This is a genomic window from Streptomyces sp. NPDC002643 (genome assembly GCF_053592555.1).
Genome location: NZ_JBSFVY010000006.1, coordinates 382,477 through 400,641, shown reverse-complemented (window position 1 = coordinate 400,641; position 18,165 = coordinate 382,477). Strand labels below are relative to the sequence as shown.

16 protein-coding genes are annotated in these 18,165 nt (G+C 67.6%); 9 read left to right on the top strand and 7 right to left on the bottom strand.

Annotation, left to right across the window (positions count from 1 at the left end; all coding sequences use genetic code 11):
- Positions 1 to 205: 205 nt before the first annotated feature.
- On the bottom strand, positions 206 to 1,252 hold the full coding sequence (locus ACWD4G_RS12405; protein WP_451292627.1) for an alpha/beta hydrolase-fold protein: 1,047 nt from the start codon (positions 1,250 to 1,252) through the stop codon (positions 206 to 208).
- A gap of 285 nt (positions 1,253 to 1,537) precedes the next feature.
- On the opposite strand from ACWD4G_RS12405, the gene ACWD4G_RS12400 reads away from it, so the two are divergent.
- Positions 1,538 to 4,774: an AfsR/SARP family transcriptional regulator gene (locus ACWD4G_RS12400; protein WP_451292626.1), complete on the top strand. Its 3,237-nt coding sequence runs from the start codon at positions 1,538 to 1,540 to the stop codon at positions 4,772 to 4,774.
- Between the two features lie 42 nt (positions 4,775 to 4,816).
- Here ACWD4G_RS12400 and ACWD4G_RS12395 read toward each other — a convergent pair whose 3' ends face one another.
- The 3 genes from ACWD4G_RS12395 to ACWD4G_RS12385 all read right to left on the bottom strand — a co-directional run bounded on the left by ACWD4G_RS12395 (position 4,817) and on the right by ACWD4G_RS12385 (position 7,288).
- Positions 4,817 to 5,803 carry a hypothetical protein gene (locus tag ACWD4G_RS12395; RefSeq protein ID WP_451292625.1) on the bottom strand — a complete coding sequence of 329 codons (987 nt, stop codon included), beginning with the start codon at positions 5,801 to 5,803 and terminating at the stop codon, positions 4,817 to 4,819.
- Between the two features lie 127 nt (positions 5,804 to 5,930).
- Positions 5,931 to 6,494 carry an N-acetyltransferase family protein gene (locus ACWD4G_RS12390; RefSeq protein WP_451292624.1) on the bottom strand — a complete coding sequence of 188 codons (564 nt, stop codon included), beginning with the start codon at positions 6,492 to 6,494 and terminating at the stop codon, positions 5,931 to 5,933.
- The gene (locus ACWD4G_RS12385) at positions 6,491 to 7,288 is read right to left on the bottom strand and encodes a class I SAM-dependent methyltransferase (RefSeq protein WP_451292623.1); all 798 of its coding nucleotides are present in this window, start codon (positions 7,286 to 7,288) and stop codon (positions 6,491 to 6,493) included. The genes ACWD4G_RS12390 and ACWD4G_RS12385 overlap by 4 nt, the downstream gene beginning before the upstream one ends.
- Positions 7,289 to 7,438: 150 nt before the next feature.
- On the opposite strand from ACWD4G_RS12385, the gene ACWD4G_RS12380 reads away from it, so the two are divergent.
- A complete protein-coding gene (locus ACWD4G_RS12380) occupies positions 7,439 to 7,918 on the top strand; it encodes an Lrp/AsnC family transcriptional regulator (protein WP_451292622.1) in 480 nt (159 codons plus the stop codon).
- 434 nt (positions 7,919 to 8,352) lie between these two features.
- Here the strand turns inward: ACWD4G_RS12380 and ACWD4G_RS12375 are convergent, their stop codons facing one another.
- Together ACWD4G_RS12375 and ACWD4G_RS12370 are read right to left on the bottom strand one after the other, a co-directional pair.
- A complete protein-coding gene (locus tag ACWD4G_RS12375; protein WP_451292621.1) occupies positions 8,353 to 10,068 on the bottom strand; it encodes an AIPR family protein in 1,716 nt (571 codons plus the stop codon).
- Between the two features lie 371 nt (positions 10,069 to 10,439).
- Entirely contained in the window at positions 10,440 to 11,792 is a 1,353-nt protein-coding gene (locus tag ACWD4G_RS12370) for a transcriptional regulator (RefSeq protein ID WP_451292620.1), read from the bottom strand.
- A gap of 153 nt (positions 11,793 to 11,945) precedes the next feature.
- Here ACWD4G_RS12370 and ACWD4G_RS12365 point away from each other — a divergent pair, with 153 nt between their 5' ends.
- The 7 genes from ACWD4G_RS12365 (at position 11,946) to ACWD4G_RS12335 (ending at position 16,358) form a co-directional block, all read left to right on the top strand.
- Positions 11,946 to 12,386, top strand: coding sequence for an ATP-binding protein (locus tag ACWD4G_RS12365; protein WP_451292619.1), 441 nt, complete (start codon positions 11,946 to 11,948; stop codon positions 12,384 to 12,386).
- 288 nt (positions 12,387 to 12,674) lie between these two features.
- Positions 12,675 to 13,790: a hypothetical protein gene (locus ACWD4G_RS12360; RefSeq protein ID WP_451292618.1), complete on the top strand. Its 1,116-nt coding sequence runs from the start codon at positions 12,675 to 12,677 to the stop codon at positions 13,788 to 13,790.
- Complete coding sequence (locus ACWD4G_RS12355) at positions 13,787 to 14,146, top strand: ASCH domain-containing protein (protein WP_451292617.1); 360 nt, start codon at positions 13,787 to 13,789, stop codon at positions 14,144 to 14,146. The genes ACWD4G_RS12360 and ACWD4G_RS12355 overlap by 4 nt, the downstream gene beginning before the upstream one ends.
- A 254-nt stretch (positions 14,147 to 14,400) precedes the next feature.
- Positions 14,401 to 14,946: a class IV adenylate cyclase gene (locus ACWD4G_RS12350; RefSeq protein ID WP_451292616.1), complete on the top strand. Its 546-nt coding sequence runs from the start codon at positions 14,401 to 14,403 to the stop codon at positions 14,944 to 14,946.
- A 53-nt stretch (positions 14,947 to 14,999) separates the two neighbouring features.
- A complete protein-coding gene (locus ACWD4G_RS12345) occupies positions 15,000 to 15,365 on the top strand; it encodes a hypothetical protein (RefSeq protein ID WP_451292615.1) in 366 nt (121 codons plus the stop codon).
- A gap of 118 nt (positions 15,366 to 15,483) precedes the next feature.
- Positions 15,484 to 15,942 carry a hypothetical protein gene (locus ACWD4G_RS12340; RefSeq protein WP_451292657.1) on the top strand — a complete coding sequence of 153 codons (459 nt, stop codon included), beginning with the start codon at positions 15,484 to 15,486 and terminating at the stop codon, positions 15,940 to 15,942.
- Positions 15,939 to 16,358 carry a hypothetical protein gene (locus ACWD4G_RS12335; RefSeq protein ID WP_451292614.1) on the top strand — a complete coding sequence of 140 codons (420 nt, stop codon included), beginning with the start codon at positions 15,939 to 15,941 and terminating at the stop codon, positions 16,356 to 16,358. The genes ACWD4G_RS12340 and ACWD4G_RS12335 overlap by 4 nt, the downstream gene beginning before the upstream one ends.
- 133 nt (positions 16,359 to 16,491) lie before the next feature.
- Here the strand turns inward: ACWD4G_RS12335 and ACWD4G_RS12330 are convergent, their stop codons facing one another.
- Positions 16,492 to 17,985 (bottom strand): beta/gamma crystallin domain-containing protein, encoded by a 1,494-nt coding sequence (locus ACWD4G_RS12330; RefSeq protein WP_451292613.1) that lies wholly within the window; start codon positions 17,983 to 17,985, stop codon positions 16,492 to 16,494.
- Positions 17,986 to 18,165: the final 180 nt, after the last annotated feature.

Genomic DNA, 18,165 nt, shown 5'->3' with positions numbered 1-18,165 from the left:
CCCCCGTTCCAGCGGTCCGGATCACGGACCTGGTCATCGCCCAACTCGTGGGTTCGGTAAGGCGATTGTCACGGGGAGACGGTGTGCCCTACATCGTTCTCCTGAACGATCACGTTCACAGCGGTGCCATGACATCTGTCATGACCTCCGTCATGGCACCGCTCGGATGTCATGGCACCGCTCGGATTCGGGGCGGGTACGGGCCCTACGCCTTGCGCAGGCGGCCGATGACGCCGTCGATGTCGCGGGCCAGCAGGTGTTGGCGGACGAAGTGGCCGCCGGGCTCCTCGTGCGCCTCGTACGGGATGCCCGCGTTGTCGAGGAGGCCCTTGAACTCCCGCTGACCCGCGAGCACTTCGGTCTCGTTGAGGAGGTCGAACGGGTCGACCGGGTTCGGGCTGGTGCCCGCGACGAGGAAGATCCGCTTGTTGCGGTAGCTCTCGACGCGCTCGACCGGGTTGTCGGCGCTGACCCTGGCCTGGTCCCACAGCGGGGCACCGTAGATCGTGCCGCCGCCCAGGTCCAGGGCGGCGGAGGAGACGTTCGCCCAGTGGGTGACCGCGCCGAGGTCACGGCGCAGGCTGGCGGGGCCGGAGTGGGAACTCACCGAGGCGAAGTGGCCGTAGTACTTGGCCGCGTACTTCAGCGCGCCGAAGCCGCCCATCGAGAACCCGGCGACGGCACGGCCGTCGTACTCGGCGTAGGTGCGGAAGTTCGCCTCGATCCACGGGAGCAGCTGGGCGATGTGGAAGGTCTCCCAGTCGTGGGGTCCGGTGTTGGAACTGACCGGGTTGGAGTACCAGCCCGCGTGACCGCCGTCCGGCATCACGACGATGATCGGCTTGCCCGCGGTCAGTTCGCGGATGCGCAGCCGGTCGAAGGTCATGAAGTCCTGGTCGGTGCCTCCGCCGTGGAAGAGGTAGAGGACGGGGTAGGTGCGTCCGCTGGTGCGATAGTCGTCGGGCAGCAGCACGTTGACGGCGGGCTGCCAGGCGATCGCCTCGGTCGCGAAGCGGTAGTACCACATACGCGGATCGGTCTCGGCGCTCTCCACGACGGTCAGCCCGAAGCCGTTGCCGGCCGCGTGCGCCGCCGGTGCCGTCGCGAGAACGCCGGTGCCGCCGAGGGCGACCGCGGCGGAGAGCCCGCCGGCGGCCTTCAGGACGTTCCTACGGGTGGGTCGGTGCTCGCGGTCGGTGCGGTGCTCGCTCAACTCGGCCTCCAGGGCGGAAAGGGCGGAAGTGCCGCGCATGCCGGTGCTTCACACGCCGCACATCACATCGCTCCGACCATTTCCGAATGCAATGAAATTCTGATCAAATCGCGATGATGCAGGTGCTGACGCCGGGACTGAGGAAGCCTCAGGGAGTCGGGACGCATGTGTGTCGGGACGCGGGCGCGTCGGGATGCGGGGGCGTCGGGATGCGGTTGTCACGGGGGAGATGGCTGGATGGACGGCGGGGGCGGCGGCGTCGGGACGGATGCGGCTGGTCGCGGAACGGTCGGGGGCACGCCTCCCCGGCGGTTACGGATCGCGGTGCTCGGGCCCGTGCGGGCCTGGCGGGACGGAACCGAGCTGGATCTGGGGCCCGTTCGACGGCGGGCCGTACTGGTGGCGCTGGTGCTCCGGCCGAACGTCCTGGTCGGCCATGAGCGGCTGCTCGACGCGGTATGGGGTCAGGCCCCGCCCGGTTCGGGGCGCCGGGTGCTCCCCAGCTACGTCTATCCGTTACGCAAGGCGCTGGACGCGGCCGGGGTCGGGCAGTCGGGGTCGGTGATCCTGAGCGGCGGGGGCGGGTACCGCTTCGTCGGCGACGGGGTCGAGCTGGATGTCGCGGACCTCGCCGAACGGGCCGGGGAAGCGCACCGCGCGAAGGCCTCCGGCGACCTCGACACCGCGCTGGAACGATTCTCCACCGCACTCGACCTCTTCCGGAGCGAGCCGCTGGCCGGGCTTCCGGGACCGTTCGCCGAGGTCGAGCGGCAACGGCTGGCGGAGCGCCGACGCGCGCTGCGGCTGGCGAGAGGTGAGTGCCTGGTCCTGCTCGGCCGGTCCGCCGACGCCCTGGACGACCTCGCCGAACTGTCCTCCCTGCCCGGGTTCGATCCGTATGACGAGTCACTGGTGGCACTGCGCATGCGCGCGCTGTACGGGAGCGAACGTCCGGCGGAGGCGCTCAAGGTGTACCAGGAGATGTACGAGCGCCTGCGCGACGACCTCGCGATCGAACCGGGCAACGAACTCCGCCGCGTCCATGAGGCGCTGCTCAACCGGGACGACGAAGCGCTTCTCGGGGCGGGGCCGGCGGCGACACCGGCACAGGTGTCGGTCTCGGCGGGGAGGCCGGCCTCGGTCCCGACGGGGAGGCCGGGCTCGGTCCCGACGGGGAGGCCGGGCTCGGCCCCGGCACCGGCCCCGACAGCGACGGCGGCACCGGCCCCGACAGCGGCTTCGGTCGAGGACCGGGGCCTGGTCCAGGTCCGGGACCAGACCCCGGTCCAGGTCCAGACCCCGACCTCGGCCCCCACGCCGCACGACCACGCGGCGGCCTCTCCCCCTCCGGCCGCCGCCCGGTCCCGCCGTGCGATGGTCAATGAACTCCCCGGTGATGTGGAGCAGTTGGTCGGCCGGGAGCGTGAGTTGGCTCTGCTGACCGTGCCGTCCGCGCCCGGAGCGGTGACTGTGATGGCGGTGGACGGTACGGCCGGGGTCGGGAAGACCACGCTCGTCGTACGCGCGGCCCACGCGCTGCGCGAACGGCACCCGGACGGCTGTCTGTTCGTGGATCTTCGGGCGCACGGCACCGGGCGGCCCAAGGTCTCGCCGCAGCGCGTGCTGCGCCGGTTGCTGCGCTCGATCGGCGCGGCCGACAGCGAGGTCCCCGGCGACCTCGACGATCTCACGGCCGCCTGGCGCACGGCGACGAGTTCGCTGCGGCTGCTGCTCGTCCTGGACGACGCCCTCGGCGCCGGGCAGGTACGGCCGCTGCTGCCCACCGGGCCGGGCAGCACGGTGCTCGTGGCCAGCAGACGGCGGCTGGCCGGGCTGGACACCGGGCGGCGGGTCACTCTGGAGCCCCTGGAGAAGAGGACCGCGGTGTCCCTGCTCACCGGTCTCATCGGCGAGGAACGGGCGCGGCGGGAGCCGGAGGCACTGCGCGAGCTGGTCGGACTGTGCGACCGGCTGCCACTGGCCCTGCGCATCTCCGGGTCGCGGTTGCAGACCCGGCCCGCGTGGACCCTGGCGTACCTGGTGGGCCGTATGGCGAACGAGGAGCGCCGGCTCGGCGAACTGACCGCCGGGGACCGCAGTGTCGAGGCCGCGTTCCGGCTGTCGTACGACCAGTTGTCGGCGGAACAGCGGCGTGGTTTCCGGGCGTTGGGGCTGGCGCCGACCGTCGAGTTCGACGTACGGACGGCCGCCGCGATGCTGGGGCTGCCGCTGCCCGAGGCCGAGCTGATCCTGGAGGGGCTCGTCGACACGAGTCTGGTGCAACAGCCGCGGCCGGGGCGTTACCGGTTGCACGATCTGGTACGGGTCCACGCGCGACGGCTGGCCCGGAGCGCGCCCGCCGAGGCCGACGCGGCGCGGGCGGCCGTACTCCGGCTCTATCTGGAAGCGGGCCGGACCGCCAGCGACTGGGGTCCCGCCGGCTTCCGCACCGGGCCGGCGTACACCGGGCCGGGGTACGAGGCCGGGGCGCCGTTCCCGGCCGGGAGCGGCAGGACGGACGCCGAGGGCTGGAAGGGCACGGAGGGCTGGAAGGGTGCCGAGGGCTGGCAGAGTGCCGAGCGTTGGCTGGACGGGGTCGGGGGTGAGCTGACCGATGTCGTCGCGTACGCCGCCGCGCTCGGTGAGGCGGATCTCGCGTGCTGGATCGCCGAGGGGCTGAGCGACTATCTCCTGCGCAGGGGGCGTTATCACGAGGGCCGGGCGGTTCTGGAGATCGCGCTCGGGCAGGTGGACCGGGCGAGCGACCGCCGGATGCCGGCCGCGCTGCGCAACTGCATGGGCATCATCGACGCGTATGTGGGCCGTTACGAGCAGGCGCTGACCCGGTTCGGCGAGGCGCTCGACCTCAGCCGGGAGCGGGCGGACCGGCATGAGGAGGCTCGGGCGCTGACCGGTCTCGGCGCCACCGAACTGGGTGCGGGCCGACTCGACCGGGCGCTCCCCCGGCTCACCGTGGCCGTGGAGATGTCCCGTCGCCTCGACGACGACTGGCTCACCGCGCTGGCCCTGCTCGTGCTCGGTATGGTCCACCACGGCGAGGGCCGGCACGAGCGGGCGCTGGCCTGTTGCTCCGAGGCCCACGACCGGGCCGCGGCGGCCGGGCGCCCCATCATGATCGCCAGGGCGCTGACCTGTGCCGCCGACGTCCGCCTCGACCTGGGCGACCACCGTGAGGCCGAGGCGCTGCTGCGACGCTCGGCGGAACTGGTCCGGCAGGCAGGGGACGTACTGCACCACGCCCTCGTCCTGGGCAGGCTGGGCTCGGCCGAACTGGCCGCCGGGGACCCGGACGCCGCCGTGGACGTCCTGCGTCAGGCCCTCCTCCTGCACGCATCCCTCTCCCCCGTCACCGAACCCAACTGCGACCGCCTGGAACTGGACCTCCGCCGCCGCCTCGGCCAGGCCCATGCGGCGGCGGACCGAATCCAGGAGGCCCGCGAACAGTTCCGCCTGGCCCTGTCCGTACCCGCCGCCGACACCTACCCGACGGAACACAGCCAGGCCGCCGAAGGCCTGGCCGCGCTCCCGCCCGAGATCTGAGAGCCGGGGCCGAGATCTGAGAGCCGGGGCAGAACGCCGAGGTCACAGCCCATAGCGGTACTTCATGTGGCGCCAGAAGTCGCGGAACATCCACATGTCGAACTCGGTGATCCGGTCGGCGCTGCCGGCCTTCATCAGGAAGCAGCACTGGCCGGTCGGCGTCCAGTCGTAGAAGTCGTCGAGGCCGAAGGTGTGCCCGACCTCGTGGAGGTAGATGTGGATGTTCTCCTGGGCGAGGGCACCCGTGAAGTAGGCGCGGCCCATGCGCTGTCCCCAGTCGCCGCCGGCGCCTCCGCCGAAGCCCTCGGTGAGCCAGAGGGACTGGTCGTAGTGGCGGGCGGCGCCGCCGGGACAGCGGGAGTAGTTGCCGTCCTGATGGAAGAACCGGCCGCAGTCGGGGTTGCACTGGGGGGCGCCGGCGCCGTCGAGCATGTTGGTGTAAATATCAACGGAGTTGTCGCTCCACTGGAGGGTGGAGCGGTTCTTCACGGCCCAGCCGACGATGTTGACGGGGACATTGGTGTACGGCCAGGCGTTGGTGCCCTGGCCGTTGTCGAGCATGGCGGCCATCCACTTGCCGAACTGCTTCTTCAGCGCGGCGTGGATCTGGTCGCGCAGGGCCGTACTGACCGGCTGGTCCGACTCCCAGCGGACGCAGTAGTTGACGCTTCCGCCGTTGGCCATGATCTGGTCCCAGCCGTAGTTCCGGAAGCCGTAGAGGTCGGGGTAGGTGGAGGAGACGTGGTTCCAGACCTCGTTGAGCGGTTGGACGAGGTGGGAGGGCGGGTTCCAGACGTCGGCGACGGCGGCGGCCGGTGCCGGTCCTTCGGCAGCCGCCGGTGTCATTCCCTCGGTGGCCGCGTCGACCGCTCGGGCCACGGCCGCCTCGGTCCGCGCCGCGTCGATCGCGGGCTGGGCCGAGGAGGGGGTGGTGAGGCCGGGGGCGAGGAGCAGTGCGGCGACGGCCGAGAAGACGGCGAGCAGCCGTACGAGGGGTCGTAGGGGGTGACCTTTGATGCGGGTGCGCATGGTGAACTCCCTTGTGGGGGGCGGGATTTCACGTGCCGTGCTGCGTTGTGCTGCTTTCCTTACGCTCGTTACGCTCGCTGCTGTTGCTGCACCCGATGGTTGCCGCCGAGGGCCCGGATGGTTGCCGTCACTTCGGCACGTGCGCGACGGAGTTCGCCGTGCCCCAGGCGACCCGGAGTTTGGTGGGAGTGCCGTGGAGGCGTTCGGGGTGGCCGCCGGGCGGGGAGACGGTCGCCTTCTCGACGCATCGTCCGCCGTACGCCTCGTAGAACTTCCGGGCGGCCGTGTTCTGTTCGAGCACCCAGAGGTAGAGGGAGCTGCCGGTGACCGCGCGCCCGGCGACCTCTTCGGCGGCCCTGGCGAGGAGCAGGCCGCCGACTCCGGTGCGCCGGCGGTGATGGCTGACATGGAGGTTGTCGACGAGGCTGCCCCAGACGGCATCGTCGTCGAGGACGACGTGGACGAACCCGAGCAGCTCACCGCCGCTGTCCTCGGCGAGGATCGTGACCCCCGCGGCGTCCGCCGGCTCGGCGAACCGCGCCGCCCACACCGCTTGCCGATCCGCCACCACATCGCCGTCCAGGAAGGCGTCGGCGTACGCACCCCGGTAGTGGCGACGCCAACTGTCGGCATGCAACCGCGCCACGCGTATGGTGTCGGCGGGCCGCGCGAGACGCAGACCGCCGATCACGCCGCCCTCCTGACAGCCACGGTCCGCATACCTCCGGGCCCCGCGCCCTCCCGTACGACATGGAGCCCGGCGGCCCGCAGTTGCCCCAGCACCCAGCCATGGGAGAGCCGCAGCTTGCGGTAACTGTGGGCGGTCATGGCCCAGTTGCCGTGGCCACGGTCTCCGCCGCCCTCACGCGCGTAAATCAGATCATGTACGACGACCGTGTAGCCGTCGTAGTCGTCCGGGTATTCGAGGAAACAGGTCATGATGCGGTCCTCGGTGGCGCGGACGGGGAGGAAGCGGTCGGTGCCGGTGAGGGGGACCGTGAGGTCGCGGTAGGCGAAGAGGGCGGTGCCGTCGGGTGCGAGCGCGGTGGCGACGGCGCCGAAGAGGGCGGCCACGTCTCCCCGGGTCGGCAGATGGGTGAGGGTGTCGCCGAGACAGACGACGGCGTCGACCGACCCAGGCCGGACCAACTCCCGCAGGGCGGTGCGGACATCGGCCCGCACCGGACGTACGGCAGGCACGTCGGCGGCGTACGCGGTGAGTTCGTCCAACAACGCCCGACTCAGATCGACGGCGAGCACGGAGTCGAAGCCCGACTCGGCCAGAGCCAGGCTGCTGTACCCCGGCCCGCACCCCAGATCCACGGCCAGAGCCCCACCGGGCCCCTCCCCCTCCCTTGGCACCACACCCCACTCCACCAGCCCGGCCCGCTGCCCCGCGACCAGCGCGGCCGGGTCACCCCCGAGCATCCAGGTGTAGTGCTCGGCGAGAAACCGGTCGTAGTGCTGCTCGGCGACGGTACTCATACGGCGACGCTCCCTTCGAAACCGGCGGACGCGAGCGTGAGCGGCAGCGCCCTCGTGCTGCGGTGCACGGACGATGCGAACGTAGAGCGAAATACGGCCAGTTGGAGCCCCGACCGAACCCCATTCGGTACGACCGCCAGAATGACGGCCATGGACGGCATAGATTCGGCGATCCTCGCCCATCTGCAACGCGACGCACGGCTGACCAACCGGGAGCTGGCCCGACTGGTCGGACTCGCACCCTCCACCTGCCTGGAACGGGTACGGGCCCTACGCGCACGCGGAGTGATCACCGGCTACCACGCGGCCGTACAACCCCGCCTCCTCGGCCGCACCCTCCAGGCCCTGGTCTTCGCCCGCCTCCGCCCCCTGAGCCGAGACGTGATCTCAGGCTTCGAGACCTACCTCGCCGGCCTCCCCGAGGTCGTCTCCGTCTTCGTGGTCTCCGGCGACGACGACTTCATCATCCACGTAGCCGTCCCCGACATAGAACGCCTCCACGCCTTCCTCATGGACCAGGTCAGCACCCGCCGCGAGGTGGTCACCTTCCGCAGCTCGGTGATCTACCAGCAGACGAATGTGCGGGTGCTTACGGCTATGGGGGATGCGGAGTGCGGAGGGGCTACCTGAGGGGGCCGAGGCTGGCTCTCGGCACGGTCGAAGAAGGGCCTGGCCCGACCTGCCCTTGCCAGACGTCCCTTAATTCCACGAGCGCCAAATCCAGGCCTCCCACCACACACTGCACACAGAAAAGCCGATCACGGCCACCGTCAACCATCAGCTGGGACCGAACTGTCAAGCATCTGCCGGGACCGGACACACGGCCAGCACGAGCATGATTCAAACTTTCTCTGCTGGTTCAAGCCCCGGGCTCCGCTCCACCGGACGCGCTTCCCGGTCTGGCCGCGCCCCCGTGTGAACAGGGACCGGAGGTCATGCGGGAGCTCCCGTACCGCCACAACGTCCTTGACGGCTGCCTCACCGGAGCCGACCTCCGACACCAACCACCATGACGACATCACGCATTCAAAGTCAGTAGGACCGAAAGGTAAGCTTGCATCCGGTCACGACTTCATCAACTCGGTCACCAGTTCCTGAGTGAATTGCTGCCGCTTCAGACGATCCCTTGAAGGCATCTGCCCACCGCCAGCCGCAATGACGGACTGCGCCAACTCGCGAAATGTAGAGATCAGATCCTGCTGCTTCAAAGCGACAATGATCTGTTCACTTTGCTCTTCCGACTTGTTCTTATCAAGGTCGGCCGACTGCCCGCCAAGTACGTGATATTTCAAAGCCATGAGAATGTGGTACCGAGCGGGCTTGTAAGCAGACTCAAGCCCCCCAGACCTGAAAGCATTCTCCAACCGGTAGGCAGCGAAGGCGCTAGCCATATAGGGAAGGAGCTTGTGATCCTCGCGGAAGATCGCTTCACCGATATCGGCGTATAGCCTGCTCGCGTAACGGGCAGCCACGTGAGGGGCATCCAGGAACATAGCTGAAACAGCACGCATTTGATCACTAATTGCGACGATTCGGTTCTTGGTCACCTCCTTGTTGTAGAATTGCCCCGAACGGCGCTCGTACGTCAGCTTAATGTCCGGCGTATCGAGCTTATAGAAGTCCTCCAGTCTCTTCTGGAATTTACTGAGCGCCACCAGATCGTTTTCCTGAACGGCGGTCTGGGAATTCGTTGCACGAATGATCTGAGTCGCAACCTCTTCATCTCCGGTCACAACCAATCGAATTGGCACGTAGACCTCAGAAATCGCATCCCCAAGCGACTGCTTGGAAAGATAGAGACAGTGACTGGTCTGACATCCATTTACAATCTGGTAACCGGACACTGCGACCGCATCTCCCGGCTTGGGCGAATATGAGGCGGCAACTACGGTCACGCCGTTATTTAGGACCGGAAGGAGGCTCCTCTCAGCGGAATCGAGAGTGCTCATGATCTGCTTATTTACCGAATTATCCTCCCCCTTAAACCCTCGGACGTTGTCATAAAAGACACGCTCATCAAGGTTCTTTTCCTCCCCGGTCTGGATCAACTTGAGCAGCTCTGCCACGGAGACGACACCAAGGATGGCCTGATCAACGCCGGGCATCTTTGGCAGGTTCACCTGCTTTTCGAACTGGATCTCTACCTCATTTGCATGATTCTTCCTCACCCATGCATCATGAATGTCGTCAGCACCTAGAACGGTGACAACCACCTTGCCGAGGAAGCCGAGATTATCAATGTGTTCCGTCGCGGTTGCGATCCTCTCCTTTACGGGATGGGCTGAAATTGCCTGCTTCGGCGCGGTCGTAGTGAAGTAAAGATAGACAGAAGGTGAATCCTTAAGGCGACTCGCATAGTTCTCGAACACCGACCCAAGTGCCTTAGCGAGCGAATCCAGGCGGGGGTAGGCAGGGAACCCCTCATTCTGAAGAAATTTCCGAACAGTGTCGCCGAAACTGAGGATCTCCGCGCTGGAAACAGAAGCAGATTGCTTTGCCTGAATGAAGTGAAGACTCACCTCAACCTTTGCTGCATTATCGCAGATTTCCCTAACGTCGTCAGCATCCCAAGCTAGCTGCCCATTCACATCAAGCGCGATGACATCAACGCCAATGGCCCCCGGATCCAAAAGCAGGTCAGACTTTTGAACCTGTGTCAGGAGGTCCTCGGGAAGAATGAGGCTTGCAGCGAAAAGTTCGAAGGCATCCGCATCACTGATTTCGGTGAGTTCCTCCTCCTCGCGAAACTTCTTGAAAAGCCCCTTGATGAGTGGGTTCATTCGAAACTCCCAGATGCTAGACGACGTTGTCCCGAGTAAGCGCATCTCTTTATAGGAGATCCAACACACAGCGGCATGGGCCATATTAGGGCAGATGGCTCTGACTTGGGGAGGATTTCTGCGCTTTGGGCGCAGCAATGGGTAACGACACCAGATACATGCCAGGTCCACCACGACGCGCCACAGGTTACGAGGCGTAGCTTGGCCACCGCCTTCCAACTGCGCCCGCAGGTCAAGGTGGTCGCTCAAGGGCCGCTCGCCCTCTCCCTGATCCTGCCGGTTGTACCGTCCTACTGTTGCTCCCGGCCCAGGTTCACGTTGTCGTCCCCTGCTGTCGTCCGGTCCGAGAGCGGCCCGGTGCGTTCCCGTCCCTACGCCGCGGCCACCAACTCACGAGCCCGTTCGCTGAAATCCGCCACAAGCCGATGCCGCCCGAACGGCTGCATGCGCTTCTGCAGGTCCTGTACCGCCTCGACGGCCCGCGACGACTTCACCTGTCCTGTCAGTTTGAGCGTGCGGATACCCGCAGAGTACGCGGCCTCAAGGTCACGCCGTTGCAAGTGGGACACGGCGAGCGCGGCCTGCGACATCGCGCCTCGGCGGGCCCGCTTCTGCATGTGCGCGTGGTTGATGGACCGGCGGGCGTGTTCCTCGGCCGCCTCGGGTTCGCCCAGGTCGCGGAAGGTGTTCGCGTGTTCTCCGTGCAGGTACGCGGGGTCGATGAACGCCGCCCAGTCCGGTTCGTCGGCGAGGTCGACGTTCTCGTACGCCCGTTCCGACTGGACGACGGCGTGCGCTGCCGCGGACTTCTCACCGAGCAGCGCGAGCGCGCGCGCCTCAAGGCACCACAGGTCGGCCAGGCACGCAGGCGACGTGGCCTTCGCCAGCCCTTGGCGGCCGGCCTGTGCCAGTCGGCGTCCCTCGGCCGGATTGCCGAGCAGCGTCGCTTGGTCGGCCATCCCCGCGAGCACGTGTGCGCCGAGCGCCGGGTTTCGGGATTCCTCGGCGAGGCGCAAGGACTGGATCAAGTAGCGCTGAGCGACGCTGTGTTCGCCGTTGTCGTAGGCCATCCACCCGAGCAGGTACGTCTGTTCCGCCGCCGCCTCGCAGAGCACGTACCGTACGTCGTCGCCGTGGGCGCGGCGCAGCAGCGGGTACACATGCTGGTTCATGTATTCGGCCAGCACCAGCCGCCCCGAACCCCCGCCCTGGAAGATGTCCATGCGCTGGAAGGTCGTGAACATGTTCTTGACCGCGGTCACGTCCTCAATGCGTACCCGCGGGCCGGGTCGGGGTGCCTGATCGAGTGTATTCAACAGCCAGTCACGCGAGGGCCCGATCCCCGCGACGGCCGCGAACGGTGCGCCTGCAAGGAACTTTCGTCGGTCCACGTCAGCTCTCCCCAGGTCTGCGACGACTTCCACCGTAGTTGTGTACGAGGAGTTGTACACGAGTGCGACATCGGCCGACCCGCTGTCACCGAGCCCGAGATCGTATGTTGTGACCCGAAATCCGAAGTGGTCCGAGAACACGCCCGCCAGAATGTCCGGCACCGGATCGCGCGGTGTATCGCCTTCGAGCCAGTGGCGGATGCGTGACGCGTCTGGCGAGATGTGCGGCTGGTTCCACTGGACCGCCTTGGATTTCAGGCGCCGCGCCAACTCCTTGCGGCTCATCCCCGATCGATCCAACCACTGCGCGAGCTTGTCGTTTGGTGCCTTCATCCCCGGACCCTTCCACGACGGGGGGTAGCGGAAGTGACACCCTTTGCCACCCCCTACGACGGTACCCCGGCCTGGGTCACGCGTGTTGCCTGGTCGAAGGAACCATCCGATCCACCAACCGGATCGGGACAGTCCACCCGTGAGGGAAGACGCATGATCGAACGACAGCGGGATACCGCCCCCGTCTGCTGCGAACCTCCCGTCGGCCCGCCGCCCATTCTGTTACTGGAAGGCGAGCCCAAGTCGGCCTATGTCGCACGCGAGTTCGTGCGCGAGTTCATGGGCTACCACGCGCCGGACGCGTCCGAGGACTACGTCGACACGGTCGTCCTGGTGACGTGCGAGATGGTCACCAACTCGATCCGGTACGGCACCGAGCCCGGCGACTCTCTCCGAGTCACGCTCGACACCGGCGACGCCCACACCCGAGTGGAGGTACAAGACCCCGTGAGACGCCGCCCTCAAATCCACCCCGCTTCCAGCCACCGCGACCGAGGGCGCGGCCTGGTCATCCTTGACGCTCTGTGCCACGAGTGGGGGGTCGACGACGCTCTGTTCGGCAAAGTCGTGTGGGCAGAGGTGAAAGCACCGTGACCGCGCCAAGCCTCGACAACCCCACCGGGCCCTGGATTCGTCTCCACGGTGACCGCCGTGGCCGACGCGCACCTACGCGCCGACTACGACAGCGACGAATTGTTCTGGGCGATCACCTGCGCCCAGTGCCGCTTCTGACCCGACCACGACGGACGGGCCGCCCCGAGGTGGATTGGACCCCGGGTCGACCCGCTGGGGCCGAGCGTACAAGGCGCTCGGCCCCTCCCGGTCAGAGCTCACCCACCGCACTGCCGCGCAGTCCTGCCCAACTCACGAGGGGAAGACAGGGTGACTACTTACCCCGTATCGCCAAACACGGTCCTCGCCAACGCGCTCAGCCACGCCGAGGACGTGCTCACGCCCCGAGTCGTCGACGCCGCGCCTGAACGGATCGTGTTCGTCGTGGGAACACAGATCAACGGGGCCCCACACATCGGTACCTCTCTGGTGCAGTCCCTCACGTTCGCCACGGCGACACGTCTCCGGGACAAGTTCGGCGTACCCACTGAGGTCCAGTTCGGTGCCCTCGACAACGCGCCGTACGCCATCGTCGGCGACCACGAGAGCGGACACCACTACCAACGGGCGTACGTGCACGCCCTCGGCGAGCAGGGCATCATCGACCAGGTCAACGCGCTGTACCGCCCCCTGTTCAACGACCTGTCCGAGCGACTCCACGTTCCGTACTTCGTCGAGACCTACAGCCAACAGCAGGCCGGTGAACACTTCCGCCGTACGTGGCTGCGTGTACTGCCGCGCATGGAAGCTGCCCGATGGTGGCTCGCGCCGTCCTCGGGTGTGCCGCACCTCCGTGTGCCGTGTCCGCGTCCCGGCTGTGGGTGGGCCGAGAAGTACGCCCAGCGCACTCACGTACAGGACGCCGACGCAGACCGCGCGATCATCTCGGCCGTGTGCCTGCATCACGGCGAGTACGAAATCATCATCGGCCCGGATGGCGGTGGGTACCTCGACCTCGCCACCCTGTACCGGAACATGGTCAAAGAACTCGCTGTCACGGGCATGCGCGGCACCCTGTACGTCATGGTGAAGGGAGGCGACTGGGTGTTCGGCTCTCAGCTCGTCGACGGCGCCTTACAGGCTGTCGGCCTCACCTGCGGGCAGCTGCCCGCCCGGTTGTTCTGCCCACAGATCGTCAGCGACACCGGCGCCAAACTGTCCAAGTCCCTCATTCGGGAAGGACACGCCAACTTGCCCGAGGGTGCGGCACCTTGGATGCTTGACACTCGGAAGTGGCCCGGATCTGCATCCGAGTACGTCGACCGACTCCTCGACATGGCCGAGGTCGTCCTGTCCGACCCCCGCCACTTCTTCCGCTCGTACTCCGCCGGCGAACTCGCCCGGATGATGACCGCACCAGCAACCAGGAGCGTTCCCACCCCATGACGGACACCGTCCCCGCTCGCGTCCGCGAACTGAACCTCTACCGGCGCTACTTCGACCTGGTCGCCGCCGGACAGAAGACAATCGAGGTACGGGTCAAATACCCACACCTCGCCGATCTCGCCACGGGTGATGTGATCCGGTTCCGGATCAAGGGGACGGACGAGACATGCGACGTGAACGTACGACAGGTCACCGAGTACCCAGACTTCGAGGCCCTGCTCGACGGCGAGGGCCCTGCCAACGTCAACCCGACGGCGACCCGCGAGGAGCAGCTCGCCAATATCCGTACGATCTACCCGCCCGAGAAGGAAGCGCTCGGCGCACTCGCGATCAAAGTCCAACTACTCGCTCCGTGACAGGCTCTCCGCCTCTGTCTCCGTGCGGGTGCCTGTTTCAGCAGAGTTGATCGAAATCCGCAGGCCAGAAGTCCAGCCACCCCCCGAGGGCGGGAGACGCCGAAGAGATGATCCGCCGCGAATCCCTCCGCATTCTCACGTTGACCGCCTTGTCGTTCGACAAGGCGGAGGCGCTGGCAGACGGCGACAAATCTCTGGAAGGGGTCCGTCTTTCCACACCCTCAGCGCGTAGACCCGGAACACGAAGGAGAACCGTGGCGCAGAACGAGTACGAAGCCAAGTTCCTGGAGATCGACGTGGAGGCCACCATTGGCGCGCTGCGTGCCGCCGGTGCTCAGCAGGTCTTCCCCAAGACCATGTTCACCCGTCTGATCTTCGAGAACGACGCCGTGCGAGGGGAGCAGTGGCTTCGACTGCGGGACGAGGGCGGCAAGACCACGCTCACCTTGAAGCAGGTCGTCGATGCCACACACATCAACGGGACCACCGAGATCGAGATCGAGGTCGACGACCTGGACAAGACAGCGGAACTGCTCACGGCCCTCGGCCTGCGACAGGTCCGCTTCCAGCAGAACTACCGTGAAGAGTGGCAACTGGAGGGCGTTGCCTACGACTTCGACACCTGGCCGGAGCTGCCCACCTTCCTGGAGATCGAGGGTTCGTCCGAGGAGTCCGTCAGGGACGCGGTGGCGGCACTCGGGCTGGACTACGACGAAGCCCGCTTCGGCAGCATCGACCTGATCTACAAGAGCGAACTGGGGCGCGACATCCTCGCTGAGCCGACTCTCCTCTTCGCGTGACGGCACGCTGTCGCGTCGAAGCCACGAAGAATAGAGAGCCGAAAGAGGTTGGCATGTCGCAGACCGAAGGTGCACGGCTGTTCCGTGAGGCCTGGATCGCGGGGGTGCGTCGGCACTTCCCCGGTGAGCCGAAGGCCGGTTACGTGACCCCCTGGGACGACACACCCCAGTGGGAACGGGAGGCGGCCGGGGCCGTGTACGAGCAGGTCCGCCAGTTCGTCGAGATCAGTGGCGGGAGCACGGCGCGGCTGTCCCGTGAGCAGAAGAGCCGGTTCGTCGCCATCTGCTGGACCGCCCAGATGTACAGGCACTTCGACGACCCGAAGCCGGGCTATGTGGCGGACTGGCCCGACCTCCCGTCCTGGCAGCAGGAGACGGACGCGGACATCTTCGAGGCCATTGAAAAGGCGCTCAGCTGACAGTTGTATTCGTAAAGCCATGATCACGAACTACAAGTTCCGACACCCCCGGAGGGAACGGGAGGCCCCCGGGGCCGTCGTCGTCGGCTCATGGCTGCCCGCAGGAAGCGCACAAGAAATGAACTTCTCCGAGCTGGTGAACAGGAACAAGCAGACGCTTGCCCGTCTCAAGGAATCGCCGAGGCTGCTTCTGCATCGCAGAGACGGCGAGGATCTGGTCCTGACCACCGCGGCGCGGGCCGAGCAGGACCAGACGGTCGTGTCGGCCGCCACCCGGATGCTGGCCGCGATGGCGCGCAGGGAGCCCGGCAGCACGGAGTTGCTCCTCGACATACTGCCGGACGCGTTCCCGTGGGTCCGCTTCCTGCCCGAGCCCGATCTCCACGCCTTCGCCGTCGAACTGGTCGACACCATGCGCGCCGCCGACTCGCTCGGCAACAGCGCCTCTGTCGCTCAGCTGCTCGTCGCCTGGCAGCACACCGCCGAGGTCCACTCCGACCCCGAACTGCTGGCCGCACTGACCCGGGATCACGACGAAGACTACGGCCCGGTACCCGATCCTCGGGACGTCGCATGACCGCGGGCCGCGGCGACCGCGCCGCGCCCCCGGCACCGGACGGCCGCTGGGAAGTCCGCTTCGCCGACGCGGCCTCGGCCAAGGGCTGGGAGAACCTCGCCCAGCAGGCCCGCGAGAACACCTACCGTGCCTGGCTCACCATGCGCACCGCCCCCCGGCCGACCACCGAGACACCCCGGCACCACCGTCTCAAGGGCGGTCTCGCGCATGGCACCCATCGCGGACAGACCTGCGAGCAGTGGCAGATCGCAGGTGACCGGCGGCGGCCGCGTCTGGTATCTCCTCGACACGGCCCGGCATACCTGCTGGATCATCTTCGCGGGCACGGGGCATCCGCGTGCCACAGACCGACGCTGAGCCGGGACCGCCGGGTATCGGGACTGAGTGCGGAGATCGCCGCGCCGAGGATGTCGTGATGACGTGCTCACCCGCTGACGGCCGGTCCGAGAACGCGGACCGGCCTCACGGCGCCAGCGCTTCACCGCTCCACAGCTCCACAGCTCCACAGCTCCACAGCTCCACAGCTGACAATGTCCGCCGCCTCCCCCCTCAGTAAATAGTGATCTGCTCGATCTTGTGGACCTTGCCCGTGGGGGAACCCGACGCGAGGCCCAGGTCGAAGGCGTAGTACTTGGGGAGGCGGCCCGAGTCCCACTGGGGGCCGCCCAGGACCGTGCGGAACTTGAAGCTCACCTCGTTGTTGCCGGTGTTCATCCAGCCCACGCCGTAAATGGCGACGTTGACGGTGCCGGCGTTGGCGAAGCAGGGATCGTTGCCTTCGGCCTCGAAGGAGAGGAACTCACCGTATACGCAGGGTTCCACCCGGTTGATGGCGTGGGCGGGGAGGGAGGTCGCGAGGGTGGCCGCCAGCGCGGCGCCGGTGACACCGACGAAACGCAGGGCACGACGGGCGGTCGAACGGTTCATCAAGGGCCTCTGATTCTCACGGTGGAGTGGAACGGGAAGAGGGATTCGGCAAGTGAGAGTCGCTTGAATCCGAAGAGGTTGCCAGGAAACGGCAAAGGCCATCGCGGAATGCCCTTGCGGGCAAGGGGAGTTACCCTCGCGTCCGCCCATCGGTCGAAGTCGAATCCCCGGTCGACGTCGAGCCCTCGGCCGAAGTCGAATCCCCGGCCGAGGTCGACCCTCCGGCCGACGTCGTCCCCCCGGCCGAGGTCGGCCCCTTGACCGAGCCCGACCCCCCGCCCGTCGACGCCCCTCCGCCTCCCCGAACCGCCCCAACCCCACCGCCCCCGCCACGCACCACACAAATCCGGCCGCGGCCCACCCCTCATACCCCTCCCGCGTCGAATCCCCCAGCCACACCACCCCGAACACGCCCGGCCACACCGTCTCGCAGATCACCATCGCCGCCGTGGCCGCCGGGACCGAGCCGGACTGGAGGGCCTGGACCAGGAGGAGGTAGCCGCCGAGGCCGGCGATGACCACCACGTACGCGGCGGGGTTGGTGAACAGCGCCGGGAGCGTCGCGTCGGGGAGCAGGCGTACGGCGATCGCTGTCAGGCCGAAGCTCAGGCCGGACGCGGCGCCCAACGCGACCGCCCGGCCCCGCCGCAGCCGTCCGCCCAGGACCCACCCGCCTCCCACGACGGCCACCGCCACCCCCAGCATCGCCACCCGCAACGCCAGGTCACCGTGCCCCGGCCCGTCATGCCCGGAGGACACCGCCAGCGTCGCCAGGCCCAGGCATACGACAGCCACCGCGCACCATTCCAACCACCGCAGCCTCAGCCCCAGTACCGCCGTCCCCACCACCGCCGTCACCGCCAGCGACCCGGCCACCGCCGCCTCCACCAGGAACAGCGGGACCAACTGCAACGCCCCCACCTGCGCCGCGAACCCCAGCGTGTCCAGCCCGGCCCCCGCGAGAAACGGCCACCCCCGCAGCGCCCGCGCCACGACCCGCCCCCGGCCCAGTTCCCCTTCGGCCGTCGCCGCCCGCCGCGCCCCCAGCGCCTGCAACACCGTCGCCGTACCCATGCACAACGCGGCACACAACGCCAGTACGACACCCGCGACCATGCGCGCACCGTAACGACGGCCCCCCGGGCCCGCCCCCGCCCCACCCCGCGACACCACCCGGCACCCACCCGCACGGCCCCCACCCCCACCCGTCCCCTCCCCCAGGACCACACAAAGTCCGACAGATTCATTGCTCCCCTTCTGTTCGAAGTCCTAGGGTGAGCCGGGATTTTCAACATC